The 18,615-nt window shown below is 35.3% G+C and carries 19 protein-coding genes; 2 read left to right on the top strand and 17 right to left on the bottom strand.

Going from position 1 to position 18,615, the window contains the following annotated elements:
• Positions 1-77 precede the first annotated feature (77 nt).
• Complete coding sequence (locus HMPREF3023_RS02885; RefSeq protein ID WP_070700445.1) at positions 78-602, top strand: DUF4364 family protein; 525 nt, start codon at positions 78-80, stop codon at positions 600-602.
• 83 nt (positions 603-685) lie between these two features.
• On the opposite strand, the gene HMPREF3023_RS02880 is transcribed toward HMPREF3023_RS02885, so the two are convergent.
• The 13 genes from HMPREF3023_RS02880 to nadA form a co-directional block, all read right to left on the bottom strand.
• A complete protein-coding gene (locus HMPREF3023_RS02880; protein ID WP_070700442.1) occupies positions 686-2,761 on the bottom strand; it encodes a heavy metal translocating P-type ATPase in 2,076 nt (691 codons plus the stop codon).
• A gap of 1 nt (position 2,762) precedes the next feature.
• On the bottom strand, positions 2,763-3,086 hold the full coding sequence (locus HMPREF3023_RS02875; protein WP_070700439.1) for a DUF6110 family protein: 324 nt from the start codon (positions 3,084-3,086) through the stop codon (positions 2,763-2,765).
• Between the two features lie 146 nt (positions 3,087-3,232).
• Positions 3,233-4,909 (bottom strand): sensor histidine kinase, encoded by a 1,677-nt coding sequence (locus HMPREF3023_RS02870; protein WP_070700436.1) that lies wholly within the window; start codon positions 4,907-4,909, stop codon positions 3,233-3,235.
• Position 4,910: 1 nt separating this feature from the next.
• The gene (locus HMPREF3023_RS02865; protein ID WP_070700433.1) at positions 4,911-5,591 is read right to left on the bottom strand and encodes a response regulator transcription factor; all 681 of its coding nucleotides are present in this window, start codon (positions 5,589-5,591) and stop codon (positions 4,911-4,913) included.
• A gap of 29 nt (positions 5,592-5,620) precedes the next feature.
• Positions 5,621-6,259 (bottom strand): phosphate signaling complex protein PhoU, encoded by a 639-nt coding sequence (phoU, locus tag HMPREF3023_RS02860; RefSeq protein ID WP_070700430.1) that lies wholly within the window; start codon positions 6,257-6,259, stop codon positions 5,621-5,623.
• Entirely contained in the window at positions 6,259-7,014 is a 756-nt protein-coding gene (pstB, locus tag HMPREF3023_RS02855; RefSeq protein WP_070700427.1) for a phosphate ABC transporter ATP-binding protein PstB, read from the bottom strand. The genes phoU and pstB overlap by 1 nt, the downstream gene beginning before the upstream one ends.
• Positions 7,014-7,895 carry a phosphate ABC transporter permease PstA gene (gene pstA, locus HMPREF3023_RS02850; RefSeq protein ID WP_070700425.1) on the bottom strand — a complete coding sequence of 294 codons (882 nt, stop codon included), beginning with the start codon at positions 7,893-7,895 and terminating at the stop codon, positions 7,014-7,016. Before pstA ends, pstB begins: the two co-directional genes overlap by 1 nt.
• Positions 7,888-8,796, bottom strand: coding sequence for a phosphate ABC transporter permease subunit PstC (pstC, locus tag HMPREF3023_RS02845; RefSeq protein ID WP_070700512.1), 909 nt, complete (start codon positions 8,794-8,796; stop codon positions 7,888-7,890). The genes pstA and pstC overlap by 8 nt, the downstream gene beginning before the upstream one ends.
• Positions 8,797-8,815: 19 nt before the next feature.
• Positions 8,816-9,718 carry a substrate-binding domain-containing protein gene (locus tag HMPREF3023_RS02840; protein WP_070700420.1) on the bottom strand — a complete coding sequence of 301 codons (903 nt, stop codon included), beginning with the start codon at positions 9,716-9,718 and terminating at the stop codon, positions 8,816-8,818.
• A 168-nt stretch (positions 9,719-9,886) separates the two neighbouring features.
• Complete coding sequence (locus tag HMPREF3023_RS02835; RefSeq protein ID WP_070700417.1) at positions 9,887-10,396, bottom strand: transcription repressor NadR; 510 nt, start codon at positions 10,394-10,396, stop codon at positions 9,887-9,889.
• A 7-nt stretch (positions 10,397-10,403) separates the two neighbouring features.
• Positions 10,404-11,249 carry a carboxylating nicotinate-nucleotide diphosphorylase gene (gene nadC, locus HMPREF3023_RS02830; RefSeq protein ID WP_070700414.1) on the bottom strand — a complete coding sequence of 282 codons (846 nt, stop codon included), beginning with the start codon at positions 11,247-11,249 and terminating at the stop codon, positions 10,404-10,406.
• Complete coding sequence (locus HMPREF3023_RS02825) at positions 11,221-12,483, bottom strand: L-aspartate oxidase (protein ID WP_070700412.1); 1,263 nt, start codon at positions 12,481-12,483, stop codon at positions 11,221-11,223. Before HMPREF3023_RS02825 ends, nadC begins: the two co-directional genes overlap by 29 nt.
• 1 nt (position 12,484) lies before the next feature.
• Positions 12,485-13,402 (bottom strand): quinolinate synthase NadA, encoded by a 918-nt coding sequence (gene nadA / locus HMPREF3023_RS02820; protein WP_070700410.1) that lies wholly within the window; start codon positions 13,400-13,402, stop codon positions 12,485-12,487.
• A gap of 241 nt (positions 13,403-13,643) precedes the next feature.
• On the opposite strand from nadA, the gene HMPREF3023_RS02815 reads away from it, so the two are divergent.
• Positions 13,644-14,729, top strand: a complete 1,086-nt coding sequence (locus HMPREF3023_RS02815) for an aminomethyl transferase family protein (protein ID WP_256373638.1) — start codon at positions 13,644-13,646, stop codon at positions 14,727-14,729.
• A gap of 202 nt (positions 14,730-14,931) precedes the next feature.
• On the opposite strand, the gene HMPREF3023_RS02810 is transcribed toward HMPREF3023_RS02815, so the two are convergent.
• The 4 genes from HMPREF3023_RS02810 to HMPREF3023_RS02795 are packed head-to-tail and all read right to left on the bottom strand — an operon-like array spanning position 14,932 to position 18,614.
• Positions 14,932-16,413: a tripartite tricarboxylate transporter permease gene (locus HMPREF3023_RS02810; RefSeq protein ID WP_070700402.1), complete on the bottom strand. Its 1,482-nt coding sequence runs from the start codon at positions 16,411-16,413 to the stop codon at positions 14,932-14,934.
• Positions 16,414-16,425: 12 nt separating this feature from the next.
• Positions 16,426-16,890, bottom strand: coding sequence for a tripartite tricarboxylate transporter TctB family protein (locus tag HMPREF3023_RS02805; protein WP_070700399.1), 465 nt, complete (start codon positions 16,888-16,890; stop codon positions 16,426-16,428).
• A gap of 12 nt (positions 16,891-16,902) precedes the next feature.
• Positions 16,903-17,895, bottom strand: coding sequence for a tripartite tricarboxylate transporter substrate binding protein (locus tag HMPREF3023_RS02800; protein WP_070700397.1), 993 nt, complete (start codon positions 17,893-17,895; stop codon positions 16,903-16,905).
• Between the two features lie 17 nt (positions 17,896-17,912).
• The gene (locus tag HMPREF3023_RS02795; protein WP_070700394.1) at positions 17,913-18,614 is read right to left on the bottom strand and encodes an RraA family protein; all 702 of its coding nucleotides are present in this window, start codon (positions 18,612-18,614) and stop codon (positions 17,913-17,915) included.
• Position 18,615 lies beyond the last annotated feature (1 nt).

Raw genomic sequence — 18,615 nt, 5'->3', positions numbered from 1 at the left:
ATCAAAAACTTGTAAAAATTCATCTTTAATTGCCTTTATGAGCCTGGCTTTGGTATAATTACTTGGAAGGTGATCTTATGAAAAAAAGTTCTTTTGAACTTGCATTAAATAAATTATTAATCCTCTACATAATAGATAATTTCAATCACAGGCTCAAGGAAAATGACCTGTCCTATTTTGTATTGGATATTGAGCTCTTTAATTATTTTTACTTCAAGCAATATTTAAAGGAGCTAGAGTCAACAGGCCTTGTCCTATTTGACGACGACAAAAAATATTATCTTTCAGAAGATGGGACAAAGACCCTAAATATTTTCTACGAGCAAATACCTGAAGAAAATATAAAATTTTTAGACGAGAAGATGGAGGCCTACCACCACGACTTGCTCCTAAAAAATTCTGTATCAGGTCAAGTCATTGAAAGAGATGGAAGCCACTACGCTCATCTAAAAATTAGAGACGACGAGATTGATGTTCTTGATTTAAAAATCGAAACATCAGACCCCACTATGGCGAAAAAAATAACTACCAATTTCAAAAAAAATCCTGAAGAAATTTATTCAGAGATTTTGAGAATTTTGACAGAAGAAGAAAGTAAATAAGCATAGAAAAAAGGACCGCGAAGGTCCTCTTTTTTTTGAGATTTGGAAAAATATATTTTTACTTTTTTATTTACAAATTTATTTTAAATTGCGTAGTCCCTCATGTTTCTTCCTGCAATGGCAACTGTTGAGGCATTGTGGAGGAAGGCTGATCGAGTATTTGTCAAGTAACCCAAGACTCCTAGAATAATTAGGGCCCCGTTAAAGGAAATAATTTCCCTGTAATTTCTGTGGATCCTTCTCTCAAGTCCTCTTGCAATTTTTATTGCATCAACAAGTTCCTTTAAGGAGTCGGACTTAATAGAGATATCTGCAATTTCTTTTGCTATGTCTGCACCTTCATGCATGGAGATACCAACATCTGCCGATGATAGGGCAATGGAGTCGTTGATTCCGTCTCCAATCATGACAACAGTCCTGCCTGCTTCCCTTTCCCTGTCTACATAATTTTTCTTGTCTTCTGGCAAGACTTGTGACTCATAATAATCAAGTTCAAGCTCTTCTGCCACAGCTCTTGCAGAGTTCTCTGCGTCGCCAGTTAGCATGGCAATTTTTGTAAATCCAAGTTGTCTTAGGGCATCAATAGTAAGTTTTGCATCTTCACGCACTGGATCTTTTATACAAATTACTGCAATTAATTTCTCATCATAGGCTAGGTATAAGAGTGAGTAGTCTTCCTTTAACTCTTCAATCTTATCTTCTTGGGCCTTGTCGATTTGAATCTTTTCATCTTCAAGTATGAAGTGAGCCGATCCAATTAAGGCAGGTCTTCCCTCAATACTTGATTTTACACCATGAGCCACAATGTACTCTGGCTTCGAGTGCATCTCTTCATGCTTGAGGTCCTTATCCTTAGCGGCCTTAACAACTGCATTGGCAATGGAATGTGGGAAGTGTTCTTCAAGACAGGCTGCAATCCTTAGACATTCATCTTCATCGTGGTCGTAAAAGGCAATTACCTTCTCAACCTTTGGCTCAGACCTTGTAAGGGTTCCTGTCTTGTCAAAGACTATAGAGTCAGCTTGGGCCAACTTTTCAAGATACCTTCCACCCTTTACAAGGATTTCTCTTTCTGATGCCGATGAAATTGCCTTCATCGTTGCAATTGGCATTGTAAGTTTTAGGGCACAAGAGAAGTCCACCATTAAAAAGGACTTGGCCTTGATAAAGTTTCTTGTCAAAAGATAAGTTAGACCTGCTCCAAGGAAGGAATATTTTACAATAGAATCTGCAAGAGATTCTGCCCTCTTTTCTGCAAGGGACTTGTTCTTTTCACTTTCTCCAATTAATTCTATTATGTGATTGATCCTTGAGTCGTCATATTTTTTTGCAGTCCTCACTAAAAGAGCTCCCTCTTCAAGGGCAGTGCCTGCAAAGACAGTCTTGCCTTCAGTCTTCTTAACAGGAAGTGACTCGCCAGTTAGGGATGCTTCGTTGACCATGCCGTAACCTTTTACTATTTCTCCGTCAACAGGAATAGTTGACCCCATGCCGACTTCAACAAGCTCGCCAATCTCTACATCTTCAAGCTTCTTTAAATACTTCTTATCTCCATCAAGAACAAAGACCTTATCAACGTTTAACTTCAATGACTGAGCCAGGTTGTCCTTAGACTTTTTAAGTGTATAGTCTTCTAACTCTTCGCCAAGTTCTAGCAAGAACATAATGCTGCCTGCGTCAGCAAACTCTCCATCCAGTATTGAAACTCCAATAGCTGTGGCATCCAGTAGACTGACGTCAAGCTTTCTCTTCTTAAGGCTTTTTAGACCAGCCTTGATATAAGGAATAGACTTTATGATGACACCAATCGGCCTCAAGGGCATGGGCATAATTTTTGTAAAGAAAATCCTCCTATACATGGCATCACGCAAGATGTGAAAGACTTCCCTTTCATTTTGTGGGACAAAGTCTGAATCATCAATTTCAAAGTCATCTAAGTCACTTAAGTCGAAGTCCAAGATAAATCTTGCAATCTTTGGTAGAAACTTTTCTTCATAAGATACGACTATAGAATTAGCTAGTGGAGAAATTTTACAAAACTTAACTCCCTCAAGCTCTTCAATCTTGTATTTTAATTTATTTACATTGGACTCTGGCAGGATCCCCTCATAGGTGAAGCGAGTCCTTCCAATAGTCCTACTAGCAATAGAAGCAATCATCTTAGTCTTCTACTTCTTCTTCAACAACTTCTTCTTCAACAACTTCTTCTTCTACTTCTGCTTGGGAAACTTTTTCTATATCAACTTGAGCCTTTCTTTCAGCTTCCTTCTTTTCATCTTCTGCCTTTTTTACCTTTGCTTCGGCAAGAATGTCTTCACTAGAAACTTTTACAGCTTCAAGGTTTTTATCGATACCTTCTTTGATTTTTAGGCCACCAGCTACTGTGTTAACTGCTAATTTTTTTGCAGTTTCTGATGTAAGAATTTTCCCACCAAGGGCACCTGCTACTAAACCTAGTCCTAAATTAATTAATCTCTTGTTCATAATATCCTCCTAATAAAATCTATTTTAAGGATATAATAGCATTTATTTGTTTAGTTTTTTAAGAATATTAATCTTAATATTTTTAAAAAATCAAACAAAAAAGGACCGCGAAGGTCCTCTTTTTGTGTCTATAAAAATTTATAAAATTATTTTCTCTTTGGCTTCTTTAAAAGTAATTCAAAGGTCGTTCCTTGACCAAGTTGTGAATAAATCTTTACCTTGCCATCTATGTTTTGCAAAATGTGTTTTACTATTGAAAGGCCAAGACCTGTTCCACCAACTCTTCGTGACCTAGACTTGTCTACCCTGTAAAATCTTTCAAAAATCCTTGCAAGGTCTTCTTGTGGGATTCCAATTCCTGTGTCAGCAATGAGAACCTTGTAATTCTCCTCTTCTTCAGAAATTTTTATGTCAAGCCTTCCTCCCTCTTTGTTGTACTTAAGTCCGTTGTTGATTAAGTTGGAGAAAAGCTCCCAAATCATAGTCTTGTTTTCAAAAAGACTGCCATCTCCCTCAAAGTTAACTTTAATATTTTTTTCTTCAATTAAGCCTTCATAGCCCTTTAGGATTTCAGAAATTATTTCCCTTAGGTCAACTTCTTCCTTGTCATAGTCTCCTGCATTTTCAAGGCCTGAAATTTTCATAATATCTTCCACAAGACTTAATAGTCTCTTGGAGTCATTATAAATTAATTTATAAAAACCTTCCTTATCCTTGTCTTCTACCAAGTTGTTGACAAGAAGTTCTGAGAAACCAGAGATTGATGTAAGGGGAGTCTTTAACTCGTGACTAACATTGGATGAAAATTCTTCACGTAATCTTAGGGCCCTAATCTCTTCTGTCTCATCAATAAATAAAATTAAAAGTCCCCTAACCCTCTTGTCTTCAAAGACTGGATTTACGTAACACTTGTAGTCCCTGTTGCCAATTCTCGTTATGGCTTCAGTGCTCTTGCCCTCAAGAGCTTCATCAGCCATTTTTAAAATTTCTTCATCTCTAATAAGATTTATAATATTTTCTCCAAGAATGTCTCTCTTTGAATTAAAGATTTCTCTTGCAGAATCATTTACTGTCAAGAGATTTTTGTTTTCGTCAACAATAACAAGTGACTCCCTCATGTTTTTTAATATAGTATTTATTGTGTCCCTTTCTCTGGCAATCTCCTTGTAGTTTTCATCAATAGTTAGCTTTTGATTTTTAATCCTATTTATAAAAGGGCTTATCTCTGGAAAAATATTTGTGTCAATATTTATCAAATCTTCTTCAAGATTGTTTAGTGGATCAAAGGTCTTTTTAGTTAAACTACTTGAAACAAAAGTTGCAACAACAAAAATCGCAAGAGACATTAATATATCAAGGGGAAGGACCTTGGTGAAGGCACCAATTAAGTTGTCCATTTCTCTTGAAATCCTAATCATGTTTCCATCATCAAGCCTTAGGCTGACATAGTAGAGATCCTTGGATAGGGTGTTGGAATATCTTTCCACTTGGGCATAGCCAAGTTTTTTTGCTTCAATAACTTCTGGCCTGTCCTTGTGAGATGGCAAGAGTTTTACATCCTTCTTTGAATCATAAAGGACTTCTCCATCTTCTCTTATCAAGGTTATCCTAAAGTCTAATTTTTTATTTGCAAGTCCTTCCAAGTAAGCAATGTCATCTTCATGCTTGTTGAGACTTTCTCCCATAGTCATGACAATGTTTCTCAAGTCCTCGTTGGACCTCTTGGCGTAACCAGAATAAAATACAAACATGGAAGCCACAGTTGATAAAAATAAAGTCAAGAGGGCAATTCCAAGGAGGTATCTGAAAAATCTTTTTTTCATCTCATTCCTCCTTGGTCATCATGTAACCAATTCCCCTAATGGTTTTGATGCATCCCCTCTTGTCACCAAGCTTATCTCTTATTAACTTTATGTGCATGTCCACAGTCCTAGTTTCTCCCTCATAGTCGTAACCCCAAATTTCTGTCAAGAGTTTCTCACGAGAGATAACTATGTCCTTATTTAGAATTAAATATTTTAAAACTTCATATTCCTTTAAGCTAAAGTCAACTTGGGCTCCATCAATAGTGACAGACCTGTTCTTGTCTTTTATAACAATCCCATTGTAGTCAAGGACTCCTGTGTCCTTTGGCTTTTTGCTGGCTCGTCTTTCTACTGCCCCAACTCTTGATAAAAGTTCCATGACAGAGAATGGCTTCTTGATGTAATCGTCTGCTCCTTCGTCAAGAGCAGAAATCACGTCGTATTCTGAAGTCTTGGCAGTTATCATTATGACCCAGGTGTCAGAAGTTTCTTCTCTCTCCCTAAGCCTTTTTAAAATCTCGATTCCGTCCATGTCGGGAAGCATTATGTCAAGGAGGACTAAATCAGGCCTTTTTTCTTCAAGAACTTTAAAAAAGTCCTTGCCCTTTTCAAAGGCCCTGACCTCATAGCCCTTGGTATTTAGTGAGTATTCAATTAATTTTAAAATCGATGTATCATCTTCAACAAGATAAATTAGCATAAAATCATCCTTATTTTTTGATTTTTTTATTAGCTTCTTGAACCTTCTATAGTAAAGATCACCCAGTCAGCAATGTTAACTCCATGATCAGAAATTCTTTCCAAATATTTGGCAATCATTATATAATCAATGGCAGCTGCTGGATTAAAATCTGACTTTATTATATCAATTAACTGGTCCCTTATCATTACAAAATAATTGTCAATAACATCATCTTCGTCATCAATTTTCTTTGCAAGATCAAGATCTAAGTTTACAAAGGAATCAATGGACCTATTTAAAAGATTAACTGTTGCCTCTGCCATTTCCTTTATAAGAGGTAGGCTTGTAGTGTCACCGTCATCAGCTAGGCCCATGCAAATTTCTGCAATATCTCTTGCGTTATCCCCAATTCTTTCTAAGTCAGTAATCATCTTTAAGGCAGAAGAGACCCTTCTAAGGTCACTTGCTGCTGGTTGTTGCTCTACAAAAATTTTAAGGCATTGGTCTTGAATAATTTTTTCGTATTGGTCTGTCCTCTTTTCATCTTGGATGACTTCTTCTGCAATATTTTCGTCCTTTTCATCTAAAAGTGAAATTGCCTTTTTAATTGCAGATTCATTTAAACTTGCCATCTCTAAGACCAAGTCATTTAAGTGCCTTAATTCATCATCAAATCTTTTTCTCATTAGCCGAACCTTCCTGTTACATATAATTCTGTTTTTTCTTCCCTTGGGTTTGTAAAAATGTCCACTGTATTTCCCTTTTCAACAATAACTCCATTTAAGAAGAAGGCAGTTTGATCTGAAATTCTCGATGCCTGTTGCATGTTGTGGGTTACCATTACAATTGTGTACTTGTCCTTTAAGTCTTGGGCAAGGTCTTCAATTTTTCCTGTGGAAATCGGGTCAAGGGCAGATGTTGGTTCGTCCATTAATATTACTTCTGGATTAACTGCAAGAGCTCTTGCTATACAAAGTCTTTGTTGTTGTCCACCTGATATAGAAAGGGCAGACTTTTTTAAGTCATCTTTTACTTCATCCCAAATGGCAGCTTGCTTAAGTGATGACTCAACAATTTCATCAAGCTCAGCCTTATTTTTTATCCCATGGGTCTTTGGTCCATAGGCGATGTTTTCGTAGATGCTCATTGGGAAGGGGTTAGGTTGTTGGAAGACCATACCCACTCTTTTCCTAAGTTTATTTACATCATAATTCTTGGCGTAGATGTCATCGCCATCGAGTTTTATTTCTCCATCAATCTTGCAGCCAACAACTAGGTCGTTCATCCTATTTAAACATTTTAATAGGGTGGACTTGCCGCAACCTGATGGCCCAATAAAGGAAAGAATTTCTCTTTCTCTTATGTCTAAGTTTATATTGTGAAGAGCTTGAAAGTCTCCGTAGAAGAGATCAAGATCCTTAACGCTCATTTTTGTATTCATTATTCAACCTCACTAAGTTTGTTTGCAAGTTTTGTAGAAGACCAGTTTATTATTAAAACTAAAATCAAGAGGACCATGCCAGTTGCATAGGCTTCTCCAACGTGCTTTCCTTCTGATGAAAGAACGTACATGTGAAGAGCAAGAGTCCTTGATGATGATCTAATAGATGTTGGAAGAGATGTTGCTGTTCCCAGTGTGTACATAAGGGCAGCAGTTTCTCCAACTACACGGCCAACAGATAAAATTATGCCTGATAAAATCCCTGGGATTGCTATCGGAAGTACAACCTTAAAGATTGTCCTAAGCTTACCTGCACCAAGGGCAAGGGAACCTTGTCTCACTGATGGGTGAACTGACTTTAAAGCTTCTTCAGTTGATCTAATAATAATTGGCAAGATCATAATAGAAACTGTTAGGACACCAGAAATTACTGAAAATCCCATTTTTAATTTTAGTCCAAAGAATAACATTCCAAATAGTCCGTAGACAATGGAAGGTATGCCTGCAAGAGTTTCTGTTGCAAGTCTTATTGCCTTTACTAATTTGTTTTCCACTCTTGTGTACTCAACTAAAAATATTGCAGTAAAAATTCCTATAGGAGATGCCAATAAAATTGAAAGGACAACTGTTAAAAGTGTTGTTACTATGGCAGGACCCATGGAGAGATTTTCTGTTGAATAGTTAAGAGACAACATACTTGGTCTAAAGGATAGGGCTCCCTTTACTACAACAAATACAACTATAAAGACTAGGACTCCAAGAGTCATAGCTGAAAATAGTCTCGTTGTTATTTTATAAAAGGACATCTTTCCAACAAAATGAAGTCCAAGAATTGAGATTATAAATATAGCCAAAAGACTTAAAACAATTATTTTAGTCATTTTTTTCTCTCCTATTCTTAACTATGAAGAAACTTGTATTTATTATTAAGATAAAAATAAATAGGACTCCTGCTGTTGCTATTAGGGCTTGCCTGTGGTCGCCAGCAGCGTAAGCCATTTCCAAAACAATATTTGTAGTCATAGTTCTAATTCCCTTGAGAGGGTTAAGTGTAAGTCTTGTTTGGTTGCCAGCAACAAGGATTACTGCCATAGTTTCACCAATGGCACGACCAATTCCAAGTATAATTCCTGCAAAAATTCCTGATCTTGCAGCAGGTATCATAACTCTTGTTATAGTTTCATCGTGAGATGCACCAAGAGAAAGTGAGCCTGAGTAATAAGACTTTGGCACAGTCCTAAGTGAAGCTTCTGCCATAGAAATTATTGTTGGTAGGATCATTATTAAAAGCAAGATTGATGCACTTAAAATATTCATCCCATTGCCACCAAAGATAGACTTGTTAATAGGAACAATAATTGTTAGGGCAAAGAAACCATAAACTATCGATGGAATCCCTGTCATTAAATTAAGTCCTGGTTTTAAAATTTTATAGAATTTTTTGGGACAATCAAAGGCCAAATAAGCTGCCACCATAATGGCAACTGGCACTGCTCCTAAACATGATAGGGCTGTGATAATTATTGAGCCAAGAATCATGGATAAGATTCCATAAGTTGGCGGTTGATTCATAGGTGCCCAAGAGTCGCTTAAGATAAAATCCTTCACTCCCACTTTTCCAAAAAATTCTATTGAATCTTTGAAGATAAATACACAAATTAGAAGTAAGAAGAAAATTGAAAGTACAGAACAAAGTAGGAAGAAGTACTTAGATACTTCTTCCCACGAAAATGTCCTGGTCCTCTTGTCATCTCGAGGGGCCTTTATATTAATATTTTCCATTTTATTTCCTTTGCATTTTTTATTTTGCAAGTCCTGACCACTCAGTTAATTCTCCAGTAAAGATTTTTTGTAAATCATCCATAGTCACATCTTCACAAGCATTTTCTTTATTTACAATAACTGCGATACCGTCTCTTGCAATAACTGTGAAGTCAAGAGCATTCTTTTCTTCGTCCTTAAGTTCTCTTGATGCCATACCAATTTGTGCAGTTCCTTCCATTGCAGCAGTCATACCAGCTGATGAACCATTAGATTGAATATCAATCACAACATTAGGGTTCTTTGCCTTGTAAGCTTCAACAAGTTTTTCCATAAGAGGAGTAACAGAAGTTGAACCTGCAACAGTTAATTTTGCATCGCTATCAATTGGTTCATAAGTTTCGCCCTTAGCGTCTCCAACGTAACCTTCTTCTTCACAAATTTTTTGTCCTTCGTCAGACATAATGAATTTAACTAAGTCCATTGATTTTTCATCTACATCTTTTTTGTAAGCTAGGTTAAAAGGTCTAGCAAGCTTATAAGAGTTTGACTTGATGTTTTCTGGAGTAGCTTCAACTCCTTCAACCTTTAGGGCCTTAACATCGTCGTTTAAAGATCCAAGAGAAATGTAACCAATTGAACCTGCGTCATTTTGTACAGTAGTAAGAACTGCATCAGTGGAAGATTGAACAGCAGCTTCTTCATAAGTCTTGTCAACTTCCTTGTCGCCTTCCTTAACAAGAACTCCTGTTAGTTCAGTGAAGGCTGATCTTGTACCTGAACCTTGTTCCCTTGAAATAACATTAATAGTTCCAAGATCTTCTCCTTCTGCACTTCCACCAGCATTTGCAGTGGCATTTTCCTTTTTATTTCCTCCACAAGCAACAAGACTTGCACCTAGCGCAAGAACTACAGCAATCTTTCCAAAACTTTTTAACTTCATTAATTTTCATCCTTTCAAAATTTAATTTTATTTTTTATTTCATGGTCATTATAATTTTGATTTGTAAATTGCCAAGAAGTCTTTTGTAAATTTTGTGTAAATTATTTTGTCTTGTTAATTTTTTCTTTTAATTCAAGACAATAAAAAAAGAGCTAGTCTCCTAACTCTTTAGTCTTCTAATAAAAATCCCATCTCATCCAATACCACTTCTATCTCTTCCATAACTTCTTCATTTTCTGCTACAACTGTGTGATAGTGAACTCCACCTGTTAGCACGTCAAGGGGTTTGGATTTTTCTTCATTCATCTTTTCTAAAAAAATTTTTACGTCCCTTCTCGATGAACAATTGAGATCTTTTTTTATTTCACCATAAACCTTGTGGTGGACCATGACGTCCTTAACAAGTCCACCAAGGTCAACAATTGCTTCTAGTTCTTTTTTTATGTCCTTGTCACTGTGCTTGACCTTAAAAACTTTTTGGGTCCTGGCTTCGTTTAAGTAGTAGCCCCTATTAGTTGACACAATGTCCTTGCCGCTAGCTCTGAGTATTGCCATGTCCTGGACTATAACCTGCCTTGTGACATCAAACTTTTTTGCCAAGTTCTCTCCCGACATGGGCTTTTGATTTTCGTATAAAAATTGTAACAAATCTTCTCTTCTTGATTTTGGATCCAACATATCTCCCTCAATAGATTTTTAAATTTTTCATGGAAAGGTCCAAGACTCCTGCACTGTAAGTTATGGCACCCGAAGAAATATAATCAATATCTAGGTCCTTATAAGAATTAATATTTTCTAGGCTGACATTTCCTGAGCACTCAATGATGGCCCTCTTATTAATTATCTTGCAGGCTTCTCTTATCTCTTCTATTTCCATATTGTCTAACATTATTATATCAGCTTTTGCTTCTAGTGCTTCCCTCACTTGGTCAAAATTTTCCACTTCGACTTCAATTTTCTTTACAAAGGGATTGAGGCTCCTAACTTTTTCAACTGCTTCTCTTATCCCACCAGCAGCGTCTATGTGGTTGTCCTTTAACATAATTCCATCAGATAAATTGTACCTGTGGTTGTATCCTCCACCAAGAGTCACTGCATATTTTTCAAAAATTCTCATGTTTGGAGTTGTCTTTCTTGTATCAAGAATTTTTACATGTTCGCTATCTAGGGCGTCAACCATTTTTTTAGTGTAAGTTGCTATCCCGCTCATCCTTTGCAAGAAATTAAGGGCTGTCCTCTCTCCTTCAAGGATTGCCTTGGCCCTTCCACTTATTTTTCCGATTAAGTCCTTATTCTTAACTTGGTCTCCATCAGAAAAATAAAATTCAAAGGTCACATCTTCGTCCAAGATTTCAAAGACCCTCTTAAATACATCAAGGCCTGCAAGAATTCCCTTGTCCTTTGCAATTAAATTTACTTCAGCCTTCTCATCTTTTAAGATTGAATCTGTTGTTATGTCACCACTAGTCATGTCTTCCCTTAGGGCAGCAAGTATATACTTGTCAATTAAGATTGGCTTTAGCTCTCTCATCTTCTCTTATCCTTTCAAAAATAATTTTTTTCTTATCTTCTCCATCAAGGTCTTTTGTGTCAATTGTAAAGTCTACTTCTTTTTCTTCAAGTTTATTTTCGTTTAAGAAATCTGCCAAAATCCTCCCAAAAACCACGCACTCAAGAAGTGAATTGCAGGCAAGTCTATTGGCCCCATGGATACCAACATTGCCAGCTTCACCAACAACAAAGAGGCCTTCTAGGTTAGTCCTTCCCTTTATGTCACAAAGAATTCCTCCCATGGTGTAGTGTTGGCAGGGAACTATTGGAATATTTTCATATCTTGGATCAATTCCTCTGTCCCTCAACTCATCAAAAATCATTGGAAATCTCTTGGGAATTTTTTCTTCTCCAAGGGGCTTCATTGACAAGTACTCAAAGTCCACTCCTTCCTTTTCCATTTCATTTTTTATGGCTCCTGCAACAATGTCTCTTGGCTTCATTTCATCTGTGAATCTCTGGTCCTTGTGATTAAGCAAGACTGCCCCTTCTCCCCTTGCAGATTCGGAAATTAAAAGTTGCCTTTCAACTCCTTCTTCATAAAGTGAAGTTGGATGAAATTGAATGTAAGAAATGTCCTTTATCTTGACTCCATTTTTTATTGCAATGGCAAGTCCGTCGCCTGAGATATGAGGAAAGTTTGTTGACTTGTCAAAGAGTCCACCTAATCCACCAGTTGCAAGAACTACATTTGTAGAAATAAAAACTTCATCACGAGACCTTGCTCCGTAACACTTGCCATCTTTTACAATAAGATCAAGTATGGAAGTGTCTTCAAATATTTCTATATTTGATCTTTCTCTTAGCCTTTTGTAGAGGACATCTAGGATTCCCTTGCCTATTTCATCGTCAATGTGAAGGCCCCTTGATGCAGAGTGACCGCCCTCTCTTGCGTAATCAAGTCCTCCATCCTTCTTTGTGAACTCAACACCAAGGTCCATTAAAAACTCAATTGCCTCTTGGGACTTGTCCACCATGGTCTCAACTGACTTTAAATTATTCTTGTAGTGGCCTGCCTTCATGGTGTCTTCTATAAAAACTTGTCTGTCGTCACCATCTCTTAATACATTTATCCCTCCTTGAGCAAGATAAGAATTTGAATCTTCTAACTTTTTCTTTGTTACAAGACCAATCCTATAATCTTTACTCAACTCTAGGGCAGTGCTGACTCCAGCAAGACCTGAACCAACAATTAAAACATCAAATTTTTTCATATTATGCGCCTAACTCCAACATTTTTTCTAGGGGCTTCAAAGCTTTTTCCCTAATTTCTCTTGGGACTTCAACTTGATTTTTATTTTCTTCTAAGACTTCAATAATCTTATCTACACTTAATTTTTTCATGTCATCGCAAATTGCTCCCTTGGCAAGCTTCCTAAATTTAACATCTGGATATTTTTTCTTTAACTCAGTAAAAATTCCTTCTTCAGTGACAACTAAGACGTCATCATACTTGCCTGCTTCATTAATGATTGCCTTTGTAGATCCAATGAAGTCAGCAAGGTCTAAGACTTCTTTCCTACATTCTGGATGAGCCAAAATTTTTACCTTCCCCTTGTAAGCCTTCACATCCTCAAGATCTATCTCATCGTGAACAGGACAGTAGCCGTCGTTTAAAATGACATTTTTATCTGGCAAGGACTTTTTAATATAAGCCCCAAGATTTTTATCTGGTACAAAAAATATATTTTTTTCTTCTAATTTATTTACAATCTTTGCAGCGTTAGAAGATGTGACACAAATATCCGAGTAAGCCTTGATCTCTGCAGTAGAATTTATGTAAGTTACAACTGCTAGGTCATCGTACTTGTCTCTCATTTCCTTAATTTTTTCTACGCTAACCATGTGAGCCATGGGACAATCTGCTCCAAGATCAGGCATCAAAACATTCTTACTTGGATTTAAAATCTTAACACTTTCTCCCATGAAGTAGACTCCTGCCATGACTATGGTTTCTTCCTTGAGTTCTGTAGCCTTTTGAGCTAAGAAGAAAGAATCTCCTATGTAGTCAGCCACAGCTTGGATCTCTTCATCAACATAGTAGTGGGCAAGTATAACAGCATCTCTCTCTTCCTTTAATTTTTTTAATATTTCAATTTTTTCTTCTAAACTTAAATTTTCTAAATTTTTCAATTTCACCAATCTCCTAATAAATTTTACTTAAAATTATATTACAATGAAGCATACAGGACAAGTCAAGTGTATATACACTTACCTTTTATAGGCAAGTGACTTTATAATTTATTATTATCTTTCTAAGAAAAATATTTTTAAAATAATGACTAAGCTTATTTTTACCAACTTGCTTTTATTTCTAAAGTCCAATTTAATTTTCACTTTCAAATAATTTTTAAATCTCTTTATTCTAAAGCTTTTGTTATTTAAAATCTTTCAAGGGTATGATAGTAATGTAGAGTATTGTTTTAAATTGATAAAGGAAAGTGATTTTATGAAAAATGATGCTTTAAGAAGAAAAGAACACGAAGCTGTTAGATCAGACGTTGGTTATTACGACTTTACTCACCAAGTCCTAGATGTTAAGGGCAAGGATGCAGCAAAATTTTTAGACAAGATGTTTGTAAATGATATAAAAAATATGAAAGACACTCACGCTGTCTATACAACAATGCTAAACGAGGAAGGCAAGATTATTGACGATGTAATTGTCTTTAGACTAGAAGCAGATAAATTTTTGATCTCTACTCTCTACATCGACAAGATGATAGAATGGTTCGACAAGTTTAAAGATGGCTTTGATGTAGATTACAAGGACATCACAGATAATCTTACAATGTTTGCTATTCAAGGACCAAAGTCCAAGGACCTTGTAAATAAAATCGTGGACAAGGACATTTCAGATTTAAAATTCTTCACAATCGAAGACAACTCTCTTGGCGATTTGGACCTTATGGTGGCAAGGGCAGGATTCACTGGAGAACTTGGCTACGAACTATATGTACAATCAGATAAAAAAGATATCTTAGAAGAGAAAATCAAAGAAGCTGGAAAAGAATTTGACCTCGTAAACATTACTACAGATGTAATCGTTGGAAGTCTTCCAGGCGAAAAAGGCTACGTTCTTATGAGTGACCTTGAAGGAGCAAACCCACTTGAAGTTGGTTACGGCTGGACAGTAGATTGGGACAGTGACTTCATTGGCAAAGAAGCACTCCTAAAGGCAAGAGAAAATGTAACTCGTTATCTCTTTGGATTTGAATTATTAGAAGACGGCCAAGTAGAAGCAGGCGACGAAGTCTTACTTGACGGCAAAAAAATCGGCAAGGTAACAAAATTCACTTACGGCTACACAGTAGAAAAATTCATCGGCTACTGCATTATAGAAAAAGATAAGGCAGTGGAAGGCAAAGAAGTAGAAATAAAAACAAAAGCAGGAAGCATCCAAGGGAAACTATGCGATAGAGTGTTTTATGACAAGGATAACAAGAGAGTTAGAGGATAAAATTAAAAATAGTAATTTAATAATAGTTAAATTACTAAAATAAAAAAATAATATATTTTAAACAAAAAATTAAGGAGCCTGAATAAGGCTCCATTTTTTTGTTTAAAATATATTATTTTTTAAATTTAATAAATTTAAAAAAAGAAAAAGCACGAAACATACGCTTCGCACTCTTTCATCAAGGATTTATTATACTTTTAAATTAACTAGCTCTTTGTTTCATTGATTTCCTTAATGTAAAAACAACAGAAATTACAGCTATTGCTAAGAATATTAATGAAATTGGTTTTTGTAAAAATATCATCCAGTCACCTTTGTTTTGCATCAATGCTTGTCTTAAGTTCAATTCAGTCATACCACCTAAAATAAATCCTATTATTAAAGGAGTTGTCGGGATATCAAATTTTTTAAATACAAATCCCATTAAACCAAATAAGAAAACACAGATTACATCGAACAATGTAAAGTTAGCGCAATATGCACCTAAGATACAGCAAACCAATACTAAAGGAAGTAATATATATTTAGGAATATCTAGTAATTTGACAAAAAATCTTAAACCAGCTCTTTCAAAGATTAACATAAATACATTTGCAACTAACAGAGCTATAAAAATTCCATATACATATTTCCCACTCTTGTCAAAAATCAGTGGTCCTGGTGAAATACCGTGAATTGTTAATCCACCTAAAAATACAGCTGTTGCTACGTTTCCTGGTATTCCCATAGTGATTAATGGTATTAATGAGCCACCAATAACTGCGTTATTTGAACTTTCTGATGCTATTAACCCCCTAATATTTCCTTTACCATATGACTCAGGATTTTTAGAGCTGTTCTTTTCTGCAGTATAAGCTAATATACTAGCTGTTGAACCTCCTATACCCGGCAAAATTCCTATACCTAGTCCAATAAGAGCTGATCTAATTATATTAAACCAGTTTTCTCTCAACTCTTTAAAACTAATACCAAAGCCTTTTAAATTATAAGGAGTTTTCTCTGCTTTTATAACTATAGATTTTCTATTAAACCCAGCTATAATTATATCAGTTACCGCATAAACCCCTATAAGTATAACTACTGTTTCGAATCCACCATATAATTTAGACATTCCAAAAGTAAATCTTCTAACACCATCTATTGGTGCTAACCCTACCAATGAAAAAACAAGTCCAAGTAATCCCGATAACACACCTTTAATTATAGAGTCACCAGATAAACTTGCAATTATAGTTAGTGAAAAAACTGCTATTGCAAAATATTCTACTGAAGTAAATAACAATGTAACTTTAGAAAGTCCTGGCGATATAAACATCAAGGCAAATATACTTAGTAGACCACCAATAAATGAAACTAAAATACCTGTTCCTAATGCTTTACCAGCTTCACCATTCTCCGCCATAGGTGCACCATCAAATAAAGTAGCAATTGATGAAGGCGTACCTGGCATTTTTAATAATATAGCAGAAATAAGTCCACCTGAAATTCCACCAAGGTATAGACCAACTAGTAAAGCTATTCCATTCATTGGATCCATGCCAAAAGACATAGGCAGGAATAAAACCAAGGCCATTGTTGCAGAAAGACCTGGTATTGCTCCAAATACTATACCAATAACAACTCCCATCAATATTAATAATAGTGTGAAGGGATTGAATATCATAGTCATTGCTTCTAATATCATAATTTCCTCCTCTTAAAAACCAAAGATACCCTTAGGTAAAGGCATGTTTATTATTCTTGTGAATAAATAGTATACAAAAACTGAGAATACAACTGATATTATTGCAAATAACATAATATTTCTTTTTTCTTTAGGAGCTAATATTAATATTTGTAAAAACAAATATAAAGATGTTCCAATTAAAAAACCTACTTTTTGATAAAGCAGGGAATAAATCCCTATTAGGGCTATTGTAGATAATCCACCGAATAAATCACTCTTTGTGTTATTTTCATCTTCTATATGTGTCTTTTTTAAATTTAAAAATAAATTTAATATAGATAAAACTATCATAGTTCCTGCAACCACTTTAGGGAAATAACCAGAACCTAGTTCATTTTTCATAAGTGGTTCAATATTCATAGCTTGTATGTATATAAATATACCTACAAGCATGAATACAACAGAAATCAATATTTCTTTTACTTTTTTAGTCATAATTCTCTCCAATTATTTTATTCCAAATAATTCTCTTAATTTTTGAACTTCTTGCTTATCTTCTTCAATTGAAGTTTTTCCATCTCTATATTGAGGTTTTGCATAATATTTGTTCAAAGTTTCTTTAAATTCATCTGTTTCTGTTACTTTTTTAATAGATTCAGATAATTTATCAATAATAGCTTGATCAGTTCCTTTAGGATATCTAACTTCATATATTTTTGGTAATACAACATCATATCCTTGTTCTTTTAATGTTGGGAATTGTTCTAATCCTTCTAGTCTTTCCTCAGAACATACTCCAAGAACTGTAAAGTCACCTTTTTCAACATAATCTGCAACATTCATAAAGTTAACTACAATAATATCGCATTGATCTTGAATAAAAGATGTTAATCTTTCAGCTGTACTTGAACCTACGTCAATCTTATCAAGTTCAATACCCATAGTTTTTTCCATTTGAGATGCAACAGCATGTGTTGCACCATAGTAAGTGCTTGAGTATCTTAATTTTCCAGGGTTTTGTTTAGCCCATTCAATCATTTTATCAAGACTATCAAACTCACTTCCCGTTTTTGCTAGTAAAGTATAAGTGTCATCTTCAGCTACAGACGCCACGATATCAAAATCATCAATAAAGGAGAATTCATTAGCATTAGCTGCTTCTTGAGCTAGCGCAGCTCCAGTATGATTAAATAGCATAGTATTTCCATCTGGCTTTGCATCTAATACACTTGACGCACCTACTACACCCGCTGCTCCTGTAGTGTTAACAACAACAAAGTTTTGCTTTAAATCATCTTGTAACTGCATTGCCATTTGTCTTGCATAAGTATCTGTGTCTCCACCTGCACTGTATGGCACTACAACTGTTACCGTATCTTTAGGCCAATCAACACCACTATCAGATGTAGAAGCATCTTTATTATTGCTATTATTACAAGCTGTAAATAATAAACAACTTAATGTAGCTAAAGTAAATAATTTAACAATTTTCTTTTTCATAATATCCTCCTAATAATTTAATAACTATAAATGTCATCAATAATTTCAAAATCTTTATCTTCTAATAACTTGTCAACCCAATCTCTATTTATATTGTGTTTTCTTGTGTTAACAAGTTTTGCTTCATCTTTTTCTTTAAATTCTTTTGCATCTTCTAGAATTTTTTCAGCATCATTCTTTGGTATAACTACTACACCATCTGGATCAGCTAGAATAATATCTCCAGGGTTCACTGAGATTCCTCCGCAAGCTATCGGAACGTTAATTTCACCAGGCCCTTCTTTATAAGGCCCACCAGGAGTTGTTCCTGTACAATATACAGGGAAATCCCAATTTCCTATTTCATCAATATCTCTAATTGGTCCATCAAGTATAATTCCAGCAACTTTTTTTATTTCAAACAGATAGGCCATCATTACTTCGCCCATTAATGCTCTCGTATTGTCCTCTTCATTGGATACAACAAGAACATCGCCTTCTTGACAAATATTTAATGCAGCATGCAATGCTAGGTTATCTCCAGCTCTACATTTAACAGTTAAGGCTGGTCCACACATCATTTGTTCCTTTGGACTACTAACGAGTTTTATTCTAGGATTCATTGCTGAATTCCTCCCCATTACATCTCCTGTATTAGATGCAGGAATTTTTTTAAACTCATCAATTAGTTTTTTGTCTGGCAACTCTCTTTTTAGATAAATTCTTCTTCCTACTGCCATT

The organism is Peptoniphilus sp. HMSC075B08 (genome assembly GCF_001815405.1).
Lineage (GTDB): Bacteria > Bacillota > Clostridia > Tissierellales > Peptoniphilaceae > Peptoniphilus_A > Peptoniphilus_A harei.
Note: the sequence above shows the minus strand (reverse complement) of the source record. Positions and strands in the feature narration are given on the sequence as shown.

Bases quoted from the DNA above. Each gene is read 5' to 3' on its own strand.
- HMPREF3023_RS02840 (WP_070700420.1), bottom strand. From the start codon at position 9,718: ATGAAGTTAAAAAGTTTTGGAAAGATTGCTGTAGTTCTTGCGCTAGGT.
- HMPREF3023_RS02865 (WP_070700433.1), bottom strand. From the start codon at position 5,591: ATGCTAATTTATCTTGTTGAAGATGATACATCGATTTTAAAATTAATT.
- HMPREF3023_RS02800 (WP_070700397.1), bottom strand. From the start codon at position 17,895: ATGAAAAAGAAAATTGTTAAATTATTTACTTTAGCTACATTAAGTTGT.
- HMPREF3023_RS02825 (WP_070700412.1), bottom strand. From the start codon at position 12,483: ATGAAAAAATTTGATGTTTTAATTGTTGGTTCAGGTCTTGCTGGAGTC.
- HMPREF3023_RS02875 (WP_070700439.1), bottom strand. From the start codon at position 3,086: ATGAACAAGAGATTAATTAATTTAGGACTAGGTTTAGTAGCAGGTGCC.
- pstB (WP_070700427.1), bottom strand. From the start codon at position 7,014: ATGAATACAAAAATGAGCGTTAAGGATCTTGATCTCTTCTACGGAGAC.
- HMPREF3023_RS02880 (WP_070700442.1), bottom strand. From the start codon at position 2,761: ATGATTGCTTCTATTGCTAGTAGGACTATTGGAAGGACTCGCTTCACC.
- HMPREF3023_RS02795 (WP_070700394.1), bottom strand. From the start codon at position 18,614: ATGGCAGTAGGAAGAAGAATTTATCTAAAAAGAGAGTTGCCAGACAAA.
- HMPREF3023_RS02805 (WP_070700399.1), bottom strand. From the start codon at position 16,890: ATGACTAAAAAAGTAAAAGAAATATTGATTTCTGTTGTATTCATGCTT.
- pstC (WP_070700512.1), bottom strand. From the start codon at position 8,796: ATGGAAAATATTAATATAAAGGCCCCTCGAGATGACAAGAGGACCAGG.
- phoU (WP_070700430.1), bottom strand. From the start codon at position 6,259: ATGAGAAAAAGATTTGATGATGAATTAAGGCACTTAAATGACTTGGTC.
- nadC (WP_070700414.1), bottom strand. From the start codon at position 11,249: ATGAGAGAGCTAAAGCCAATCTTAATTGACAAGTATATACTTGCTGCC.
- HMPREF3023_RS02885 (WP_070700445.1), top strand. From the start codon at position 78: ATGAAAAAAAGTTCTTTTGAACTTGCATTAAATAAATTATTAATCCTC.
- HMPREF3023_RS02870 (WP_070700436.1), bottom strand. From the start codon at position 4,909: ATGAAAAAAAGATTTTTCAGATACCTCCTTGGAATTGCCCTCTTGACT.
- HMPREF3023_RS02835 (WP_070700417.1), bottom strand. From the start codon at position 10,396: ATGTTGGATCCAAAATCAAGAAGAGAAGATTTGTTACAATTTTTATAC.
- HMPREF3023_RS02810 (WP_070700402.1), bottom strand. From the start codon at position 16,413: ATGATATTAGAAGCAATGACTATGATATTCAATCCCTTCACACTATTA.
- pstA (WP_070700425.1), bottom strand. From the start codon at position 7,895: ATGACTAAAATAATTGTTTTAAGTCTTTTGGCTATATTTATAATCTCA.